Raw genomic sequence first — 19,645 nt, forward strand, 5'->3', positions numbered from 1 at the left:
GACCTGGTGTTCATCGACGCCGACAAGGAGAACTACCCCGCCTACCTCGAGTGGGCGGTGCGACTGGCCCGCCCCGGCGCGGTCATCGTGGTGGACAACGTCATTCGCAACGGACATGTGGCGGCGGCGGACTCCGGCGACGCCCGGATCACCGCGACCCGCCACACGCTGCAGCTGATGGGGGAGCACCCGCGGCTGGACACCGCGGCGCTGCAGACCGTCGGCGCCAAGGGGTGGGACGGGTTCGCGCTGGCGCTGGTGCGCTAGCCGCCGGCCGGCCGAGTGTGCTCAGGGGGCGTCGAGGGTGCAGTCACGGTGGGATTGGTCGGGATTTCCCGCCGTGTGGACACACTCGACGGCGTCAGCGCACGCTGACGGCTGGCCGGGAGGGTCAGCCGCAGACCGCGCCTACCGCCGCGGAGTTGACCAGCTTGACGTACTTGGCCAGCACACCGGTCCGGGGCGGGCCAGTCGCACCGCCCACTCGAGGTAGGCGGGGTAGTTCTCCTTGTCGGCGTCGATGAACACCAGGTCGAACGGATCGCCGGACAAGGTGGGCAAGGTGTCCAACGCCGCGCCGACCAGCACCTCGACCCGATCGGCCACACCCGCCCGCGCCAGATTCGCCCGGGCGACTTCGGCGTGCCTGGGTTCGAATTCCAGCGTCACCACACGACCTTGCGGACCGGCGCCGCGCGCCAGCCAGATGGTGCTGAAACCGCCCAGCGTGCCCAGTTCGAGGATGCGGCGCGCTTGCGTCGCACCGGCCAACAACGACAGAAACTTGCCCTGCTGTGCCGACACCGCGATCGGCGGCAACCCGGCTGCGCTGCTGGCGGCCAGAGCCTCGGCCAACGCCGGGTCGTCGTCGAGTAGGGCGCTGTCGAGAAACGCGTCAACGTCTTTCGGGTTCGGTGTGGAAGGCATGCCTGAAACGCTACGCCCCGAAAACCCCGCCGCCGCCCCCTTTACCAGATACCCGTATGGGGTATAGTCGAGGATGCTAGTCAAACACTGGGACGTTGCCCGTCCCCGTACAGATAAGGGTGAGACGATGCCGAATTACGAAGCCGGAACGGTGCTGTCCTGCGGTCACGACCACTGCGGTTGCCGCGTTGTGATCGAGCACAAGTGCGAATGCTCCGGCTCTGGTGAGCCGTACCGCTGCACCTGCGGCGCAGAATTGGTTCCCGTCCAGTAAGTCCCCGAGCCGGTCGTGCGTCAGGCGCCGAACGCACGACCGGCCAGCTCGGCCCCTGCCGAAAGCCGCAGCGCCACCGCCGAAGCGCCCACGGCGACCGTGTAGCCGCCCGGCGCGATCCGCCATCGGCCGCCCCAATAGCGGGCCAGCAAGCGCGGATCGGCCTCGATCGTCACCTGGGCGGCCTCGCCGGGTTCCAGGTGCACGCGCTCAAAGCCCAGCAATCGCAAGAGCGGCCCGTCGGGTGCAGCGGTCAGATACACCTGTGGCACGTCGGCCCCGGGGCGCTGCCCGGCGTTGCGCACGGTGAAGCTGACGATCACCGTCTGTCCCCCGGTCACCGCCAGGTTCTGGTAGTCAAAGCTGGTGTAGGACAGGCCATGACCGAAAGCGAACAACGGGGTGTGGCCCTGCCGGCAGAACCACCGGTAACCGACGTCGGCGCCTTCGCAATACTCGATCGTGCTCGGTGTGCCGAACGGCTCGCCCAACCCGGGCAGTTGCGGACGCGGTGTCTGGGCGAGGTCCGCCGGGAAGGTGATCGGTAACCGACCCGACGGATTGGTCTGTCCGGCAAGCACTTCCGCGATCGCCTGACCTCCGGCCTGACCGGGATACCAGGCCTGCACGACGGCATTCACCGCCTCCGCCCACGGCATGGCCACCGGGTTCCCGGTCTGCAGCACCACCACGGTGTTGGGATTGACGGCTGCGGTGGCCGCGATGACCGCGTCCTGCCCCCACGGCAGCGAGAGGTCGGGGATGTCCATCCCCTCGCCTTCGGCGCGGAGCGCGAACACGATGGCAACGTCGGCACGTTGGGCCGCCAGCGCCGCCTCCGCCGGGCTGATTCCCGGGTCAAACTCGATCTGCGCGTGGGGAAGTCGTTCGCGCAGTGCCTCGAGCGGGCTGGACGGCAATAGGTGCAGGTTGCGCGTGCCACCGGACAGTCCCGGCCCGCCAATCGGGATGACCTCGGCGTAGCCGCCCGGGGGCACCACGGCCGAGGATCCGAATCCGATGGGCACCCCGCGCTGGGCGTAGCCGCCGATCACCGCGATGCGCGCGGTCGACTCCACACCGAGTGGCAGCACTCCCCGGTTGTGCATCAGCACAATGCCCTCGCGGGCGATCTGCAGCGCAATCTCGTTGTGCGCGACCATGTCTGGCGCAGGCTCGGTGTCCGGCTGGTCGATGCCGACGGTGAACATGGACCGCAGGATCCGCCGCACCATCTCCGACAGCCGCTCTTTGGTCAGCCGGCCTTCGGCGTACGCGGCGCGCAGCGGTTCGCCGAATGACTCCGCCTGCCACAGCAGCGCGTCGATCTGCGCCCCGGACTCCTGGTCCAACCCGTGCAGGGCGCACTCCCAACTCGGCGTCCCGCCCCAGTCGGACATCACCCAGCCCTGAAAGCCCCACGTGCCCTTGAGCACGTCGTTGATCAAGTAGCTGTTGCGGGCGGCGTACTCGCCGTTGATTTTGTTGTAGGCCGTCATCACCGCGCCGGGCTGAGCTCGCTCGATGGCCAATTCGAAAGCGAGCAAATCGGATTCACGATGCGCGTCGGGATCGATGACCGCGTCCAGCCAGTGCCGGTTGGTCTCGTTGCAGTTCAGCGTGTAGTGCTTGGTCGTCGAGATGACGCCCTGCTGCTGTATCCCGGAGACCGATTCGGCGGCCATGGTCGCCGTCAACAGCGGGTCCTCAGAGAGGTATTCGAAGTTGCGGCCGTTGCGGGGATCGCGGGCCAGATTCATGCCCCCGGCCAGCAGCACGTTCAGCCCACGGCTGCGCGCCTCGCGCCCGATGGCCTGTCCAGCGGCGCGGGCCAGCGCGGGGTGGAATGTGGCGGCCAACGCCAAGCCGGCCGGCAGCGCGGTGGCGGTGTCTGCGGGGCGGAAGCCGGGATTGGTCACCCCCAGGCTGGCATCGCTCATGCGCAGGGCCGGCACCCCCAGCCGCGGCACCCCCGGCACATACCCGGCGCTCATCGGAACGCCGTCGGGGATGCGCTCGTCGCGCAGCGGCCACATGTCGCCGGCGCCCATGACGCCGACCAGCAGCGAGAATCGTTCGTCGTCGGTCAGCTGCGCTTCGATCTCACGCGCTCGGACGTCGGCGTCTGCTTGCGCCTGCTGCTCACCGCACACCCTCTTTTGCGTACACGACCCGCAACACGTGGCCGAGTTCGGGGCCCATCACCACCTCGGCCAGCCTGCACATCGTCGTCACGAATTGTGGTCCGTGTGGGGGCGGTGTCTGGCACAGGTGGTGGGCGATCTCGTGCAACACCACCAACTCCCGCATCGCCCAGTCGGCGGTGTCTCGGTCGGGCACGGCGATGGTGCCTGCGCCGTCGCGGTTCTCGTAGTGCGCGGCGGTGGCCGCGCGCCGCGCCCGCACCCGCAGCGGCCCCACCGACGGCCAGTGTTCGCGCACGGCCGGCATCGCCAACACGTCGTCGACGTAGCGCTGCACCGAGGGGACCGAAGCGAAGCGGCCCTCGGGGGGCAGCGTCAACTGGGCGCCGAAGAAGTCGATCGACGGTGACCCGTGCTCGGCGGCCCGGTCGAAAAGCGTCCGCACGAAGTCCTCGGCGGCGTAAACCTTGGCGCGCTGGGCGTCTCTGGCCGGCCGACCCTGGGAGTCCGCCGGTGTCACCGGTGCAGCGCGCTCCGTGCCCCGGGGAGTTCCGGGCTGGCGCCCAGCCGCGCCCGTTTCCCGGCGCGGTCACCGGCGCGCCGCGCGGCCGAGGAATACCCGGCGGTAGCCCGGTTGGCCTGCCAGGTGCCCCGCGCCTTGGACGCGCTGCGGTAGTAGTCGCGCAGCTCCAGATCCTTGTCCCGCAGGGCGATCGCGGTGCCCGGCGCGCGGACCCGGTCCTTGGTGACCTCCTGGCGAGTCTGTTCGCGGGCTTCCGCCAGGCGCTGGCCGACGCGCGCGCCGAACGCCAGCTGGAAGTTGAGCCGGGCGGTGATCGTCGGGGTGGGCCGGTGCGCGCCGGAAGCCAGGTAGGCATCCGAGGCGCGGACCATCTGGACCACCAGGCTGGCGTACAAGGCATGCGTGGCGTCGATGTCTTCGGCGAACCCATAGGCGTAGACGAACGTCGAATTCGACGCCACATCGCAGCGCACGTCGTTGGCCGCCCCGATGAGCACGAACAATTGCACGTAGGTGCGGAGGCCGCGAGTGCCGGCATTGCCGATGGTGATGGTGCGTTGGGTGGGAGCCTGGGCGGGCGAACGGTTGGATGAGTGCGAACGCGCCACCGCCAGGTCGATGGACGCGGCCGTCGCCAAGCGCTGGGCGGCCGTCATGAACGCGTCCGCCTCGTGGGGGTTGTCGGTGCCCTCGGCCTGCCGCAACAGGGCCGCGATGCGTGCCAACATCTTGTCGTCGGTCATAGCGCCAAAACTACGGGAGCCCACCGACGGCGCGGCTAGAGCCGGTTGTCGATCCAGGTCACCACGTCGTCGAGGACGACGGCGCGCTCGGGCTCGTTGAAGACCTCGTGGTAGAGGCCCGGGTACTCCTTGAGTTCGACGTCGGCCGAGCCGACGCATTCGACCAGGCGGCGACTACCGCCGATCGGCACCAACCGGTCGTCGCTGCCGTGCACGACCAGCAGCGGCGCCGTCAGCGCCGGTGCGCGCCGGGGCATCGTCTCACCGACGTGGAGCAGCGCTCGTCCGATGCCGGTCGGGACCCGCCCGTGATAGACCATCGGGTCCGCGTTGTAGGCGTCCACCACCGCCCGGTCGCGGGAGATCGCGTCGACGTCGAGTTCCTGTACCGGCAGGCCGGGCACCACCACGCCCAGCACCTTGGCGGCCAACGCCATCACCGGGTTGACCAATTCCTGCGCGGCCACCGCCGGCGCCGACAACACCATCAGGTCGTAGTCGTCCGGGCGTTCGACTCCGTAGGCGAATACGATCGCGCCGCCCATGCTGTGGCCGAGCACGATGCACTTGGTCCCCGGGTGCTCGCGTTTGGCGATGCCGACCAGGGTGTCGAAGTCGGCGGTGTATTCGGTGATGTCGCGCACCACCACCCGCTTGCCACCCGAACGGCCGTGTCCCCGGTGGTCTAGCGCGTAGGTGACCAGGCCCGCCTCCCCGAACCGCTGCGCGACGTGGTCGTAGCGGCGGGCGTGCTCACCCAGACCGTGGGAAAGGACGAGTACCGCGCGCGGCTGGGCGGCCGGGGTCCAGACGTCATAGACGATGTCCACGCCGCCGAGACCGTCGAAACGCTTTTCAGCGCGGGAGGTAGTCATTACGGGCAGCGTAATGGCTCCTGGAGTTGTCGGCAGGTCTGCGTAGGCTGTTTCGCGTGACGGCGCTCACGGAAGATTTCGCGAATCCCTTCAACGAACGGGGAGACGAACGTGGTGGGGACTTCTCCACCCTGGCCGAGCCCTACCGGCGGGAACTGCTGGCGCACTGCTACCGGATGACCGGGTCGCTGCACGACGCGGAGGACTTGGTGCAGGAGACGTTGCTGCGGGCCTGGAAATCCTATGACCGGTTCGAAGGCAAGTCCTCGCTGCGGACCTGGCTGCATCGGATCGCCACCAACACCTGCCTAACCGCGCTGGAGGGTCGCCAACGCCGCCCGTTGCCCACCGGTCTGGGCTCGTCCAGTTCCGACCCGACGGCCGAGCTGGTCGAGCGCGCCGAGGTGCCCTGGCTGGAACCACTGCCGGACCTGACCGGCGATTCGGCCGACCCGTCGACGATTGTCGGGTCGCGGGAGTCGGTGCGGCTGGCGTTCGTGGCCGCGCTGCAACACCTTTCGCCGCGGCAGCGGGCGGTACTGCTCTTGCGCGACGTGCTGCAATGGCGTTCGGCCGAAGTGGCCGAGGCCATCGGCACCACCACCGTCGCGGTCAACAGCCTGCTGCAACGCGCCCGCGCCCAGCTCGAGGCCGTGCAGCCCAGCACCGACGACCGGCTGGATCCGCCGGACTCCCCCGAGGCGCAAGATCTGTTGGCCCGCTACATCGCGGCCTTCGAGAGTTACGACATCGACCGGTTGGTGGAGCTGTTCACCGCCGAGGCGATTTGGGAGATGCCCCCTTACACCGGCTGGTATCAGGGTGCGTCGAACATCGTCACGCTCATCCATCAGCAATGTCCGGCCGAGTCTCCCGGCGACATGCGGATGGTCCCGTTGGTCGCCAACGGCCAGCCCGCCGTGGCGATGTACATGCGCGACGGTGATCGCCACATTCCGTTCCAGCTGCACGTGCTCGACGTCAGCCAGGACCGGGTTTCGCACGTGGTGGCTTTCCTCGACGACAGCTTGTTCGCGAAGTTCGGACTGCCCAGCTCGCTGTGACTGGGTCCCTGAGCATCGCAATGGTTGCCGGCAAGCCGGCTCTGCTGTTGGGCGCGTATGACCTGGGCACGTTGGGGTATGTCGCGCAAGAGTTCTTCGTGTCCGGCACCGCCTCGTCGTTCACCCCGACGGACGCGCTACATCCCGACGGCCGGTGGGACGTAACCGCCAGCGACACAGCCGAATACACCACGCGGATGGTCGTGCTGACGCCGCAGCACGGGTGCAACGGAACGGTCCTGGTCGAGTGGCTCAATGTCAGCGGTGGCATCGACGCACCAGCGGTGTGGATGATGGCGCATCGCGAAATCGTGCGTGCCGGTTACATTTACGTCGCCGTATCGGCCCAACGGGTCGGCGTCGAAGGAGGCGCCAGCCTGCTGGCCGCGGACATGTCACTGAAGAGCCAAGACCCGACGCGTTACGCGAGTCTGCACCACCCGGGTGACGCCTTCAGCTACGACATCTTCTCTCAGATCGGCCAACTCCTCACCGGCCCCGACACCGTGCTGACGGATCTCGATATCAACCACGTTGTGGCCGTGGGTGAGTCGCAATCGGCGATGTTCCTCACCACGTATATCAACGCCGTGGACCCGCTCGCCGCGACCTACGACGGCTTTCTGGTGCACTCGCGCTTCGGCTCGGCGGCACCGTTGAACGGCGGCTCCATCTTCGACGAAGCGCGCATCGACGTGCCCGATGTGGTGCGGTTCCGGCCCGACCTGCGCGTCCCGGTCTTGACGGTCATCACCGAAACCGACCTGTTCGGCGGGGTTCGGCACGGCTATTACTTCGCCCGCCAGCCCGACACCGAGCGGCTGCGGGTCTGGGAGATCGCCGGTGCGGCGCACGCGGACAACTACACCATCCAGGTCGCGCCGATCGACACCGGCTCAGCGCCGATGGACGACATCGTCGCCGCCTACGCGCCAACCAGCACGTTGCTGGGACAACAGCTCGGCCACTACATCAACTTCGCGCCGCAACATCATTACGTCCTACAGGCGGGGCTTTCCGCGCTGCACAACTGGGTGCGCGAGGCCGTCGCGGCGCCCACCGGCCCGCGCCTGACGGTGCGCGAAACCGAATGGCCGCAACCGGAATCGGACGACTACGGCCTGGCGACGGGCGGCATCCGGACGCCGTGGGTGGACGTCCCGATCGCGCGCACGTCAGGGCTGGGCGGCCAAGGCAGCGTCATGTCGGCGATCTTCGGCTCCGGCGAGCCCTTCGATGACGCCACGCTGCGCCGTCGCTATCCTGGCGGCGCCGACCAGTACCTGGCCGAGTTCACCGCGGCGCTCGACACCGCCATCGGCTCCGGATTTGTGCTGGCTGCCGACCGGGACGAGATCCTCGCGCTGGCAGCGGCCACCTATCCGGACTAGAACAGCCGACTGTCCGGTGGCGGGCCCTCGACCGGCCGCACCAATCCCGCCCCGGTGACCAGCGGCAGATCCAGGGCCGACAGCAGTCCGGGCCGGGCCGCGCACACCGCCGGGATCGCGTTCACCATCCGGGACGCTCCCGCGATGCGCGCGCCCAAGTCGTGGTCGCGGTCGTCGGCCATCTCGAACTCGCAGCGCATCGTCGGCGAGCCCTCGATCTCCACGCGGTAACAACCGCGGCCGGACGCCAGGCCATATCCGAGGTCTTTGGGCTCGATACTGATGTGCGGTTGCGGCCAGTCCGGCGCGATGTCGTCGCGCATGCGAGTCACATGGTCGACCACCAACGTCGCCTTGTCTCCGACATAGCCGGTCAGCGTCGAGCGCATGGCGGCAATCGAGCCCGCAGCGATGTGCCCGGTCGGGGTGTCGAAGGACTCGGGCGCGGGCAGCCGTTCGTTGCTTTCCTCGACGTGGTCGAGTTTGATGCCCAGACCGGCGGCGAGCTGGTGCAGTACCGGTCCCCAGCCGAACGTGAACACCCCAGGCGTGGCCGCGAAGGCGGTGAACTCCGGCGGCTTGCCGAACCCGAGGATCTCGTACACGGCCGCAGGGTCGGGGTAGGTGGCGTAGTTGAAGATCTCGGTGACCCGCACCGACTCGATCACCCGGGACACCCCGGTGAGCACCAGCGGCAGCACATCGTTGGCGAATCCGGAGTCGATGCCGGTGGTGAAGAAGGACACCCCGCCATCCGCGGCGGCCTGCTGCAACGGTTCGGTGAAGGCCGAGTCGACCGCGTCCGGGTAGACCAGCGGCACCACCGAACACGACACCACGTTCTTGCCGGCCCGCAGGATCGACACCATGTCTTCGACCGCTTCGAGCGGGCGCAGATTGGCCGCCGCGGCATAGACGATCACCTCGGCGTCACCGGCGAGCATCGGGGCGGGGTCCTGCCTGGCGACCACTCCTACCGGGGCGATGCCACAGAGTTCTCCGGCGTCGCGGCCTGCTTTGGCATCGCTGTGGACGACCAGATCGACCAGCTCAAGCTGCGGATGGTCGATGACCCCGCGCAGCGCAATCAGGCCCATCGACCCTGGACCCCACACTCCCACCTTGATCACCATTGTCTCCTAATAATAGGATTAGCTAATTGACTATTTGGACGGATGGTAAGGAGGCGATTGTGGCGCCGTCAACCGCCAAGTCCCCGCCTACCGGCCGGGTGATGAATGTGCTCACTGCGCTGGCCGCCTCGCCGGAGGGTCGCACGTCGGCCGAACTGGCTCGGCTTTGTCAGATCAGCACGTCGACATGTGCGCTGGTGCTGGCCGAACTCGAGCGCGGCGGGTGGGTGGCGCGCCGCGACGACCGCCGTTACGGACTGGGCAGCGGCTTGTTCAGCCTGGTGCACGGCCTGCGCAAACAGTTCCCGTTGCTGGACCGTGGCCGGACGACGCTGACCTACCTGCACGAGTCGCTCGGCGCGGGTTGCTCGATGTCCAAGATCGGCACCCGGCAGTTGACCACCGTCGACGCGGTGGGTCATGGCACCGACGGGGAACATGCCGTCGGACAGCGCTTTCCGATCGACCCGCCGTTTGGGTTGGTCGCGATGGCGTGGCGGGACTCCGATTCCGTGCAGGAGTGGTTGCGCCGGGTGACGCCCAGGCTCGGCCGTACCGAAATCGAGGAGCACCAGCGGGTCCTCGCCGACATCCGCGCCCGCGGCTATGGCGCCTGGCGATTCGACGACACGCACAAATCACTGCACCATCGGCTGGCCGGCGTGCTGGCATCGCTGAAGCCGACCGCGCAGGTGAGCCGCCAACTGACCACCCTGATGACCATGGCGACCCTGGAGTCCGTCACCGATGTCATCGAAACAGACTTGCCCACAACGGAGTTCGTCGTGTTGCCGATCTTCGGGCCGACGGGACAACCGGAGTACCAGATCGAGATCCATCTGGGCGGTGCGGTCGAGGTGAGCCTGTCCGAACTCGACGCTGTGCTGCGCCACGCCCAGGAGCTGCTCACCCCATTACCCTGAGACCATGGCTGCCACCGCGGACATTCGCCGATCCGAAGACCGCGCCGTCACCACGACATCCTGGCTGAAATCGAGGCATTCGTTCTCCTTCGGCGACCACTACGACCCGCAGAACACTCACCACGGTGTGCTCCTGGTCAACAACGACGACATCGTCGAACCCGGCGCTGGCTTCGACAGTCATCCGCACCGAGACATGGAGATCGTCACCTGGGTGCTGCAAGGGGCGTTGCGACACCAGGATTCGACCGGCAACCGCGGAGTGATCTATCCCGGTTTGGCGCAACGGATGTCGGCCGGTAGCGGCATCCTGCACTCGGAAATGAACGATTCCGCTTCCGAGCCGGTGCATTTCGTGCAGATGTGGGTGATGCCCGACACAAGCGGTCTGAGTCCCAGTTACCAGCAGCACGAGATTCCGGACACAATTTTGACGGACCGCCTGACTCCGATCGCCTCCGGGATACCCGGGCACGATGCCGCCATCTCGCTGCACAACCGCGGCGCCGCCTTACATGTCGCCCGGCTGTCGTCCAGGGCGGTCGTCGACCTACCCACCGCTTCCTACCTGCACTTATTCGTTGCGCGCGGCCAAGTCACGGTGGACGGCGTCGGGGCACTGGGGCCGGGAGACGCCGTGCGGTTCACCGACGCCGACGCACCGAGAGTGCGCGCGGCGCAGGGCGCCGAAGTACTGGTGTGGGAGATGCGTCAGAAATTGGGCGGCTGATCGACATTAGAGTGGGCTCGACGAACAGGAGCCCAGATGTCTCAAAAACAGCCTCGGCACGCGGCGCCCAAACCGAATAGGAGTACTAAAGCGCTTCGCACGGTGCGGTTCTGGGTGGCACCGATTGTGATCACGCTGGCGCTGATGTCGGCGCTGTCGGCGCTGTACCTGGGCGGCATCCTGAACCCCACCACCAATTTGCAGCATTTCCCGATTGCCATGGTCAACCAGGATGCCGGTCCGGCGGGCAAGCAGATCGCCGACGGCGTGGTCGCCGGGTTGGACAAGAACAAGTTCGACGTCCGCGTGGTGTCCAACGACGAGGCGAAACGACTGATGGATCGCGCTCAGGTCTACGGGTCGGTGCTCATTCCGCCGGGCTTCTCGTCAAAGATGCGCGAATTCGGCGCCAGCGCGGTCACCAGCGAACGCGCGGACCGGCCCACGATCACCATCTCGACCAATCCGCGGGCCGGCACGCTGGGCTCGAGCATCGCCGGGCAGACCCTGACCCAGGCCATGGCCGTGGTGAACAACAAAGCGGGAGAACAGCTTTCCGCCAGCGTCGCCGCGCAGACCGGGGGTGCTCCACTGGCCGGCGCTGCGGTGCTGGGGTTGTCGAGTCCCATCGACGTCAAGTCGGTGGTCTACAACCCGCTGCCCAATGGCACCGGGAACGGACTCTCGGCCTTCTACTACGCGCTGTTGCTGCTGCTGGCCGGATTCACCGGCAGCATCGTGGTGAGCACCCTGGTCGATTCCATGCTGGGCTACGTGCCCGCGGAGTACGGACCGGTCTACCGGTTCGCCGAACAGGTGAACATCTCGCGCTTTCGCACCCTGTTGGTCAAATGGGGGCTGATGGTGCTGTTGGCGTTGCTGACGTCGGCCGTCTACATGGCGATCGCGCACGGGCTGGGCATGCCCATTCCGCTGGGCTGGCAGCTATGGCTGTTCGGGGTATTCGCGATCAGCGCCGTCGGCATCACCTCGAGCTCGCTGCTTTCGGTGCTGGGCTCGATGGGTTTGCTGGTCAGCATGCTGGTGTTCGTGATCCTCGGGTTGCCGTCGGCCGGCGCCACGGTGCCACTGGAAGCGGTGCCACCCATCTTCCGCTGGCTGGCCGAATTCGAGCCGATGCACCAGGTGTTCCTGGGCGTGCGCTCGCTGCTGTATCTCAACGGCCACGCCGACGCCGGTCTGTCGCAGGCACTGATCCTGACCGCGATCGGAACGATCATCGGGTTGCTGCTCGGCGGCATTATCACAAATCTGTACGACCGCAAGGGTTTTCACCGCATCCCCGGCGCGGTGGAGCTGGCCATCGCCCAAGAGCATCAAGCCCAGCACCAAGCCGCCCAGGCCAAGCAAGCCGCGCGGCAGAACGCCGCCGACGCTCAGGCCGAACCCGCTGCTGAACCGGAAACCGAAACCTCAAGCGAGCAAACGTAGTTCCCACGCTGCAATACCGTCACAACCCTGTTACTTAAGTTGACAGTGTTACTGATGTGACTAATTCTGGGAGGGTCGCCACCCATCCCGGAAAGGTCTGTCGTGCTGTCACCCTTTGCCAGCGTCGCCACCCTGGCGCGCCGGCTGACCGTCGGGGTGGCGTTGCTGGCCGCCTGCGTGACGGTCGGCGGCACGCTGGGGCAGCCGGTGGCACGGGCGGCCGACGGCCGCGAGATGCTCGAGCAGGCCATCACCACCACCAAGGGGTCCTACCTCGTCTACAACTTCGGCCCCGGTCATCCCACTCCGCTGCTCAACGGCGGTGGCAGCTGGTATGAGATGACCAACGGCGGCCACCTGATGGTCATCAAGAACGCCTCGCAACGGCTGCAGCCGCACCTGTTGGTCGACACCCACACCGGCGACCAGGCCCGCTGCGAGAACAACCCGGGAGCCCGCACCGGCGAGGGACTGATGCAGGCATCCGAGATCTATCAGCCGCTGCAGGCCTGGCAACGGATGGGACAACCCACCATCGCGATCAACGCCAACTTCTTCGACGTGCGCGGGCAAAAGGGCGGCACGTGGCGCAGCACCGGTTGCAGCTCACCGTTGGGCGCCTTTGTGGACAACACGCACGGCCAGGGCCGGGCGAATCAGGCGGTCACCGGCACCGTCGCCTACGCCGGCAAGCAGGGCCTGTCCGGTGGGGGCGAGAGTTGGAGTTCGCTGAGCACGATGATCCTCCCGGCCGGTGGCGCGCCATACGTGTTGCGCGCCAAGGGCCCGCAGGACTATGACGTCGCCACCCCGGTGATCCAGGACCTGATCAACAAGGACGCCAGGTTCGTCGCCGTGTCCGGCATCGGCCTCCTGTCGCCCGGGAACACCGGACAACTGCATGACGGCGGCCCCAGCGCGGCGCGTACCGCCCTGGCCTACGTCAAGCAGCGCGACGAGATGTACATCTTCGAGGGCGGCAGCTACACCCCGGACAACATCCAGGACCTGTTCCGCGGGTTGGGCAGCGACACCGCGGTGCTACTCGACGGCGGCGGATCTTCGGCGATCGTGTTGCGCCGTGACACCGGCGGCATGTGGGCGGGCGCCGGTTCACCCAAGGGCTCGTGCGACACCCGGCAGGTGCTCTGCGACTCCCACGAGCGCGGCCTGCCCAGCTGGCTCGCCTTCAACTGACTCAAACATCAACGCGCGCAGCGCCTTCCGGCGCGGCCGGACCGAACCGAAAGATCAGCATGCTGGTTGCGACGACCAGGGCGGCCAAGGCCAGCACCGGCGCCACCGCGACCCGGGTGATCGTGGCACCGACGACCGCTCCGGCACACATGGTCACCACCACGCTGTAGCGCAGCTTCTCCCGTTGGCCGGTGCCCCCGGCCAGCCGGCTGTCGACTCCCAGCCCGACGATGGTCGAGGTCAGCACCGTGGTGGTGAGTTCCTGGATGCCGAATTGACGTGCGGTGGAGTGCTGCAGACCGTAGGCGATGGCCATCCCGCCGATCAGGATGAGCTTGGTGTTGTCGTGGTAATGCAGGACGCCGGCGCCGGCCAGGATGGACAAAGTCACCAGCGCCGACACCTCCGTGGCCAGCGCGGTGGTGAGCCAGCGCCGGGTGTGCGCGGCGTAGCGGCGGACCAGTCGTCCGCCCAGGATGGTGCCGGTGACGAAGGTTGGAAAGGCGACCACGGCGGCGGTCAGGTCGATGGTGGTCTTGGGCGCGAACCAGAAACCCAGGAAGATCACGTTCCCGGTCATGTTGGCCACGAAAACATGGCCGAGGACCAGCACGCTGATCGCGTCGGCCAATCCAGTGGAAAAGGTCAGCAACAACAGGGCTGTGACGGTTAACCGCTCGGTGATCGGCGATGCGACGGCCATGCGCGCGGGCGTGACCGGGGCTACGGGTGCGGTGTCAGGTCAAGCGAGGTGATCGTGGTCATCCGGGTGACCAGCCAGCGGGCCCCGTCGCGTTTCATGAACAACCGGTAGGACAGGTACTTCAGTGACGGGATGTTCTTGGTCAGGGGGCTGGTGGAAGTGGTGTTGGTGTAGACCATGACCACCGCCGTGGGGTCCTCGAGCGTCTCCACCGCGACGCCCGTCACCACGGTGCTGTTGGTGACCTTGGCCTGCTTGTTGGGAGCGACGATGGCGTCGACAAACTTGCGGTATTGGGCGCCGAAGTCACCGCTGAGGTAGGTTGCCGCGCGGTCGGCGAGATTGTCCATGTTCTCCGGGGTGTAGGTCCACAGGGCGGTGATGGCGTCGGCGGCCGTGCGCGCCACCTTCAGCTTGGTGGCGGCGACGGCACGATCGGTCAGATATGGCTGTACCGCCCAGCCGGCGAAGCCCGCCGACCCCACGAACAACACAGCGGCCAACGCGGCAAGGGCCGCCACCCAATTGCGCTTCCTGCGCCGTCGAGCGGGCTTGTCGGTTCCAGCGCCGGTATCGGAATCGGCTTGCGCCGCTTCGCTTTCCGCGGTGTCCGTCGCGGAGGTAGCGGCCTCGTCGCCCTCGGTCGCTTGGGTGTCTTCGGTTTGCGCGGTCTCGACCTTGGATTGGTCGTCGGCGGCGGTCTCTTTCAGATCACCTGCAGCAAGTTGCTGATCTTCCACTGGTTCCCTTCCTGGGTAGCGGTTGCCGTCCAGCGATTGGTATTGGTGAAAACCTGTTTCTCGTCCGGAGACTTCGACGTCACCTGCGTTGCGACCAACACGTTGACGCTGCCGTCGTCGTTCCAGCGCTCGACCCCGGCGTCCAAGACTGTGCCGGTGGCCGGTTCGGCCCGGGCGACCTGCAGCAGGATCGCGTTCTCCTGCTCCTGATAGTGCTGGGCGAAGTCCCCGGTGGCTTGCGCCAAGACGCGCGACACGTAGTCGTTGGCGTGGAACGGGTCGATCGAGGTGAACCCGGTCATGAACCAGGACACGTAGTCGAGCACCTGGCGGTCTCGACTGGCGGCACGCTCCCGCCCTTGATGCGCGATCAGCATCAGGGTCGAAACGGTGATCGCCGCGACCATCACCACCGCGGCGCCCGCGGTGATGAGCGGCAACACCCACCGGCGTGGCGGCACCGGCTGCTCGACCAGCAGCGTTTGCTCGCCCGGAGTGAATTTGCGGCGGGGACTCATCTGTCCTCTCCCGGGGGCCTCGGCTTGGTGATCACCGTCAGGTCGTCGACGCGCCAGCGGTCGTCGGCGCCTTTGGCGAACGTCACCCGGACGGTGGCGCTGATGTAGCGTTCGTCGGGCGCCACGCCCCGGCGGCCCTGCAGGAACAGCAGCATCGTGGCGCGGTCCGGGCTAGCCGATTGGATGGAGCCGCTGCGCGGCCAGTATTCGTTGATGACGGGGTGGCCGCCCTTTTCCACGGCGTCCTGCTGCGCGGCGAGTTGGCCTCGGTACCGGTCAGTGGCCAGTCCTCGCGCCCGCGCGAAGTCGTCATGCAAGGTGGCGGGGTCGTAGGTCAGCATCTGCGCGACCATCTTCGGCCCTTCGTTGGTGATCTCGGCGCGGGTCTGGTCGGTCGCTTGATCGCGGGAGTACACCACGCCGTAGCTGATGGCGGCACCGGCCAGGCACGCCCCGGCGGTGAGCAGGGCGGCCGTCGCCGCCCACCGCCGGACGTCGGCTGGCCGCTCCTCGGGGTCGACGCGGCGGACCTCGGTGCGCGCCAGCATGTCCGCGAAGGTGCGGTTACGCGAGTCCCACAGCGGCCACACCCAACCGATCAAGGCTGCCGCGGTGTCCAGCAGGTGCGCGAGGTCCCGCAGCAGCAACCGCCACGGGTCGGCGGGTTCGCCGTCGGCCGTCACGACGGTGATGCCGAACAGGCCGCGGCCCACGCTGCACCCGAGGACCGTCGGTAGCAAGACGCGGTTGACCGACATCAGCAGGATGAAGACCCCGATGACGACGATGCACACCCACCACCACGCGCCCCGCGCCGGCACGGTGAACGAGACCAGCGCCATGTTCGCCACCACGGCGCTGCCGAACAGGACGTCGACGGCGAAGGCGCCGACGCGCCGATGCCACGACGCCAAGCGGTGCTCCGGTGACTCTAAGACGGCGGCCGTGCTGTGGGGCTGGTCAACCACCACCGTCACTTCGTCACCTGGTCGAGTTTGGAAATCTTGTACTGGCCCTCGGTGGGCGACATCCGGACCCGCAGCCGGTAACCGGTCTCGTTCTGAGAGTCGTTGTTGGCCACCTTGACCCGCAACGCGACCAGCACGTCGACCGAACCGTCGGGGTTGTCGCGCTCGACCGCGCCCCGCATGTCCGAGACCTGCACATGGACGTTGGCGGCCTGATAGGCCTGCACCACCATGCTGGTGTAGAGGAGGGCTTGGGACCGGAACGCGTCGGTGCCGCAGTCGATGATCTTTTGCTCGGCGGCGTTCATCGCGGTGGTGTCGGGCGCCTGGGTGGCCGCGACGCAATCGACGGCCGCCTTCAGCGCGGCCGCCTCGTTGCGCGCGGTGGCCTGGCGTTCCTGGTTGTACCGCAGCGCGAAATAGGCGCCCGCGCCCAAGCCGCCGGCCATCAGAACGAGCACGACGGCGATGGCGGCAAACCACTTGCGGCCCAGGCGCGACGGACCGCGCTCGGCGGTCGCGGCTTCGGGCTCCGAGTCTTCCTGCACCGCGGCGGCAGAGTCGGTCTCCGCCGACTCGTCGGTCGCCGGAGTGCTCTGTTGGGCGTCGGTTTCGGCTTCCGGCTGGTCCGGGGCCGTGGGGGTGGTGCGAGACGAATCGTCCGCGTCGGTGGGGTTCAGCCGGCTGGTGCCAGCATCTCCTTCCATCCGTCGTCTCCTGTTCTGGTTGAGTTTTCGACGGAGTACTTCACCCCGTCGGGCCCTACCAGCTCACCGCTCTGAGGACTATAGACCGCCGTGGGAGGCCCGCCGGGAGTGTAGACACACGGGTTGGGCTGCTGTCCGTTGCACTGCACGGTACCCGATCCGGGCCGGCTCAAGGGGTCACTGGTTGGTGGGGGTGTCCCCGGCACTCGGTCGGCCGGAGCCGGGTTCAGGCCGGTATTGACCGACGGCGCCGGGATCACCTGACCCGGTTTCACCGGTTGGTCACACCGGGCGGCGGGTGCCGGGCACGTCAGCAGCTGGTTGGGGTCACCGAACCAGGGGTTGGTGCCCGCGGGTTCGTACGGTCTGGGGTCGCGGCACTCCCGGGGCGTGGCGGCGCGCTTTCCGGGCACGTCGACGCAGGGAATGTTGCGCGACCCGCGCACACTGTTGGCCGGCGTGTCCATCGGGATCTTGCAGTAGGTGCCGTTCGGCAACGGCGCCATGTTGGTGTCGGCCGGCGAGCGCCACTCGGAAGCCGGGATGAAACCGGTCAGACACGGGGGCGGCTGGTTGATGGACAACCCGAGGTCCAGCGCGGCTTGGTTGGGGAACGGCGCGGCGACCGTCTCGGCGATCGACGCGCCCTGCGGCAGGAACACCAGCAACTGTTCAAAGCCGGTGTGGTAGCGCTTGAGCAGGTCGAACACGACTTCCAGGTTCGCCAACGTCTGCGGCAGCGAGTCACGGACATCGCTGAACACTTCGTTGACTTGATCGGCCGTCGGCGCCGCTTGACGCAGGATGCTGCGCACATTCTGGTCGCGGTCCGCCGCCTGTGCCGCCAAGCGGTTCAGGTTGCGCGCCCAACGCTCGATCGCAGCGCCGGACTCGACTTGGCTGTCCAGGATCGGCCCGGAGTGCTGGATGATGTCGTTGATGTCGCGGATGTTGGTGTTGAAGTCCCCGACGATCGCCTGAGTCGAGTCGACCAGACGTTGCAGCGCCGGACCCAATCCGCCGACCGCCTGCGCGGTCTCGTCGAGCAGGGTGCTGATCTTCTCCTTCGGCAGCACGGCGAGCCCGCGGTTGGCGGTATCCAGCGCCGGTCCGATCTCACTGGGCACGGTGCCCTTCGTGATGGTTTGGCCGGAGGCGAAGTACTTGCCCGGGTTGCCCGAGGACACCAGGTCCAGGTACTGCTCACCGACCGCCGACACCGAGTGCACGTTGGCCACGGCGTCGATCGGGATCTTGTAGCGGCTGTCGATGCTCAGCGCCGCCTCGGCGCCGCGTTCGGTCGGCTCGACCGAGGTGACCTTGCCGATCGTGATGCCGCGGTAGGTGACGTTGGCCGTCGGGTACAGACCACCGGAGGCAGGCAGTTCGGCCTTGAGGTCGTAGCGCCCGATGCCGACCAGGGTAGGGATCTGCAGGTAGTACACGCCCAGCACGCTGAGCACGACGACCGTCAGGGCGCCGAACAGGATCAGCTGGCGCTTGATGAACTGACTCAGCATTGCCTATCAGCCCTTTCGACCAGCGGACCGCCGGGTGCGTCATTCGGGTTCGGCGTGTACCGCACGTCCGGGATCATCGTTTCGGGGTCGCGGCCGAACGACTGCTCGAGTGCCCGCAGCGCGCCCGACAGGCCGGTTCCGGTGAGGAACGCGTTGTCGACGGAACTGTAGGTGACGTCCAGCGTGATGGAAATGTTGATGTAGTCACCACGGAACAGTTTGGGCACGGTGTCGATGTCGAACGGCTGGGTGAGGATCAGCTTGAGGGCGCCGATCAGGAACGGCGAGCCCTTACCGAGTTCCCGCAACGGGCACTGCAGCGCTTCGAGGTCGGTGTGCAGCGGGCCGCGGGCTTCCCCGAGGTACTGAGCGGTGACCTTGCTGGCCTGACCCAACGAGTCGATCGCGTTGATCAGCAGGTTCTTGGTGTCGGCGAAGTGCTTGATCACCGGTGGCAGGTCGGTGAGCGCCCGCTCCAGGACATCCGACCGGTTACCCACGTAAGCCAGCAACCGATTGGTCGAGTCGATGGCATGGGTGATGTCGTCGCGTTGCTGGTTGAGCTGGTTGGTGAAGGTGTCCAGCTTGCCGAGGAAGGCCCGGATCTGCTCGCCCCGCCCGTTGACGATGTTGAAGATCTCGTTCTGCAGCACTTCGAGGTTCGGGATGCCGCCGCCCCGCAGGATCATGGCCAGGCTGGCCAGCGTCTGCTCGGTGGTGGGATACACCGACGAGTTCTTCAGCGGGATGACGTCACCGTTTCTGAGCAGCTCGCGCGATGGGTTGGGCGGGGACAGCAACTCCACATGCTGCGAACCCAGCAAACTCGTCTGGCCGATCTTGGCCAGCGCGTTCTTGGGCAGCTTGACGTTGCTGGTCAGACCCAGCGTCAAGGTGGCCACCCAGTTCTTCAACTCGATCTTGCGGATCGAGCCGACTTCCACATCGGCGACCATGACCTTGCTGTTGCCGTTGATCGCCAGGGTGTCGGGCACCTGCGCGTACACGACATACGAGCCCGACCCGCTGCCCGGCGCGCCCGGAATGGGCACCTGCGAAATGCCCTTCCAGCCACACGAACTCAGCGTCACGGCGGCAATCAGCAGCACCATG

18 protein-coding genes and 3 pseudogenes are annotated in these 19,645 nt (G+C 67.3%); 7 read left to right on the forward strand and 14 right to left on the reverse strand.

Features of this window, described 5'->3' with window-relative positions; translation table 11 throughout:
• Positions 1-267: O-methyltransferase (locus A9W95_RS05420; protein WP_371328027.1), on the forward strand; the 267-nt coding region annotated here is incomplete at its 5' end.
• A 124-nt stretch (positions 268-391) separates the two neighbouring features.
• Here A9W95_RS05420 and A9W95_RS28355 read toward each other — a convergent pair.
• The 6 genes and pseudogenes from A9W95_RS28355 to A9W95_RS05445 form a co-directional block, all read right to left on the reverse strand.
• Positions 392-466: pseudogene (locus tag A9W95_RS28355) on the reverse strand (hypothetical protein); the annotation flags it as partial.
• Positions 451-927, reverse strand: a pseudogene (locus tag A9W95_RS05425) (O-methyltransferase); the annotation flags it as partial. The pseudogenes A9W95_RS28355 and A9W95_RS05425, both read right to left, overlap by 16 nt.
• A 294-nt stretch (positions 928-1,221) precedes the next feature.
• Entirely contained in the window at positions 1,222-3,354 is a 2,133-nt protein-coding gene (locus A9W95_RS05430; RefSeq protein ID WP_253851571.1) for a beta-glucosidase, read from the reverse strand.
• Entirely contained in the window at positions 3,344-3,865 is a 522-nt protein-coding gene (locus A9W95_RS05435; protein ID WP_067409577.1) for a TIGR04338 family metallohydrolase, read from the reverse strand. The genes A9W95_RS05430 and A9W95_RS05435 overlap by 11 nt, the downstream gene beginning before the upstream one ends.
• Positions 3,862-4,611 (reverse strand): DUF2786 domain-containing protein, encoded by a 750-nt coding sequence (locus A9W95_RS05440; protein WP_067409578.1) that lies wholly within the window; start codon positions 4,609-4,611, stop codon positions 3,862-3,864. Before A9W95_RS05440 ends, A9W95_RS05435 begins: the two co-directional genes overlap by 4 nt.
• Before the next feature lie 35 nt (positions 4,612-4,646).
• The gene (locus A9W95_RS05445) at positions 4,647-5,486 is read right to left on the reverse strand and encodes an alpha/beta hydrolase (RefSeq protein WP_067409579.1); all 840 of its coding nucleotides are present in this window, start codon (positions 5,484-5,486) and stop codon (positions 4,647-4,649) included.
• Between A9W95_RS05445 and A9W95_RS05450 the strand changes: the two are divergent.
• Both A9W95_RS05450 and A9W95_RS05455 read left to right on the forward strand, forming a co-directional pair.
• Positions 5,434-6,550 (forward strand): annotated as a pseudogene (locus tag A9W95_RS05450) (sigma-70 family RNA polymerase sigma factor). The gene A9W95_RS05445 and the pseudogene A9W95_RS05450 overlap by 53 nt on opposite strands.
• A 20-nt stretch (positions 6,551-6,570) precedes the next feature.
• Positions 6,571-7,941 carry an alpha/beta hydrolase domain-containing protein gene (locus tag A9W95_RS05455; protein ID WP_172826568.1) on the forward strand — a complete coding sequence of 457 codons (1,371 nt, stop codon included), beginning with the start codon at positions 6,571-6,573 and terminating at the stop codon, positions 7,939-7,941.
• Here A9W95_RS05455 and A9W95_RS05460 read toward each other — a convergent pair.
• Complete coding sequence (locus A9W95_RS05460) at positions 7,938-9,071, reverse strand: dihydrodipicolinate reductase (RefSeq protein ID WP_172826567.1); 1,134 nt, start codon at positions 9,069-9,071, stop codon at positions 7,938-7,940. The genes A9W95_RS05455 and A9W95_RS05460 overlap by 4 nt on opposite strands.
• A gap of 104 nt (positions 9,072-9,175) precedes the next feature.
• Here A9W95_RS05460 and A9W95_RS05465 point away from each other — a divergent pair, with 104 nt between their 5' ends.
• The 4 genes from A9W95_RS05465 (at position 9,176) to A9W95_RS05480 (ending at position 13,376) form a co-directional block, all read left to right on the forward strand.
• Complete coding sequence (locus A9W95_RS05465) at positions 9,176-9,997, forward strand: MarR family transcriptional regulator (RefSeq protein ID WP_067409600.1); 822 nt, start codon at positions 9,176-9,178, stop codon at positions 9,995-9,997.
• A gap of 4 nt (positions 9,998-10,001) precedes the next feature.
• Complete coding sequence (locus A9W95_RS05470; RefSeq protein ID WP_067409582.1) at positions 10,002-10,727, forward strand: pirin-like bicupin family protein; 726 nt, start codon at positions 10,002-10,004, stop codon at positions 10,725-10,727.
• 36 nt (positions 10,728-10,763) lie between these two features.
• Positions 10,764-12,179: a YhgE/Pip domain-containing protein gene (locus A9W95_RS05475; protein WP_067409583.1), complete on the forward strand. Its 1,416-nt coding sequence runs from the start codon at positions 10,764-10,766 to the stop codon at positions 12,177-12,179.
• Between the two features lie 84 nt (positions 12,180-12,263).
• Positions 12,264-13,376: a phosphodiester glycosidase family protein gene (locus A9W95_RS05480; RefSeq protein WP_156746030.1), complete on the forward strand. Its 1,113-nt coding sequence runs from the start codon at positions 12,264-12,266 to the stop codon at positions 13,374-13,376.
• Between the two features lies 1 nt (position 13,377).
• On the opposite strand, the gene A9W95_RS05485 is transcribed toward A9W95_RS05480, so the two are convergent.
• The 7 genes from A9W95_RS05485 to A9W95_RS05515 are packed head-to-tail and all read right to left on the reverse strand — an operon-like array spanning position 13,378 to position 19,644.
• Positions 13,378-14,079, reverse strand: a complete 702-nt coding sequence (locus A9W95_RS05485; protein ID WP_067409585.1) for a YoaK family protein — start codon at positions 14,077-14,079, stop codon at positions 13,378-13,380.
• 20 nt (positions 14,080-14,099) lie between these two features.
• The gene (locus A9W95_RS05490; RefSeq protein WP_067409586.1) at positions 14,100-14,819 is read right to left on the reverse strand and encodes a mammalian cell entry protein; all 720 of its coding nucleotides are present in this window, start codon (positions 14,817-14,819) and stop codon (positions 14,100-14,102) included.
• Positions 14,786-15,337 (reverse strand): mammalian cell entry protein, encoded by a 552-nt coding sequence (locus A9W95_RS05495; RefSeq protein WP_067409587.1) that lies wholly within the window; start codon positions 15,335-15,337, stop codon positions 14,786-14,788. Before A9W95_RS05495 ends, A9W95_RS05490 begins: the two co-directional genes overlap by 34 nt.
• A complete protein-coding gene (locus tag A9W95_RS05500) occupies positions 15,334-16,314 on the reverse strand; it encodes an RDD family protein (RefSeq protein ID WP_067409588.1) in 981 nt (326 codons plus the stop codon). Before A9W95_RS05500 ends, A9W95_RS05495 begins: the two co-directional genes overlap by 4 nt.
• The gene (locus A9W95_RS05505; protein WP_067409589.1) at positions 16,311-17,012 is read right to left on the reverse strand and encodes an Mce protein; all 702 of its coding nucleotides are present in this window, start codon (positions 17,010-17,012) and stop codon (positions 16,311-16,313) included. Before A9W95_RS05505 ends, A9W95_RS05500 begins: the two co-directional genes overlap by 4 nt.
• On the reverse strand, positions 16,982-18,532 hold the full coding sequence (locus A9W95_RS05510) for a virulence factor Mce family protein (protein WP_067409590.1): 1,551 nt from the start codon (positions 18,530-18,532) through the stop codon (positions 16,982-16,984). Before A9W95_RS05510 ends, A9W95_RS05505 begins: the two co-directional genes overlap by 31 nt.
• Positions 18,526-19,644 (reverse strand): virulence factor Mce family protein, encoded by a 1,119-nt coding sequence (locus A9W95_RS05515; RefSeq protein ID WP_067409601.1) that lies wholly within the window; start codon positions 19,642-19,644, stop codon positions 18,526-18,528. Before A9W95_RS05515 ends, A9W95_RS05510 begins: the two co-directional genes overlap by 7 nt.
• Position 19,645 lies beyond the last annotated feature (1 nt).

The organism is Mycobacterium sp. 1423905.2, assembly GCF_001673155.1.
Lineage (GTDB): Bacteria > Actinomycetota > Actinomycetes > Mycobacteriales > Mycobacteriaceae > Mycobacterium.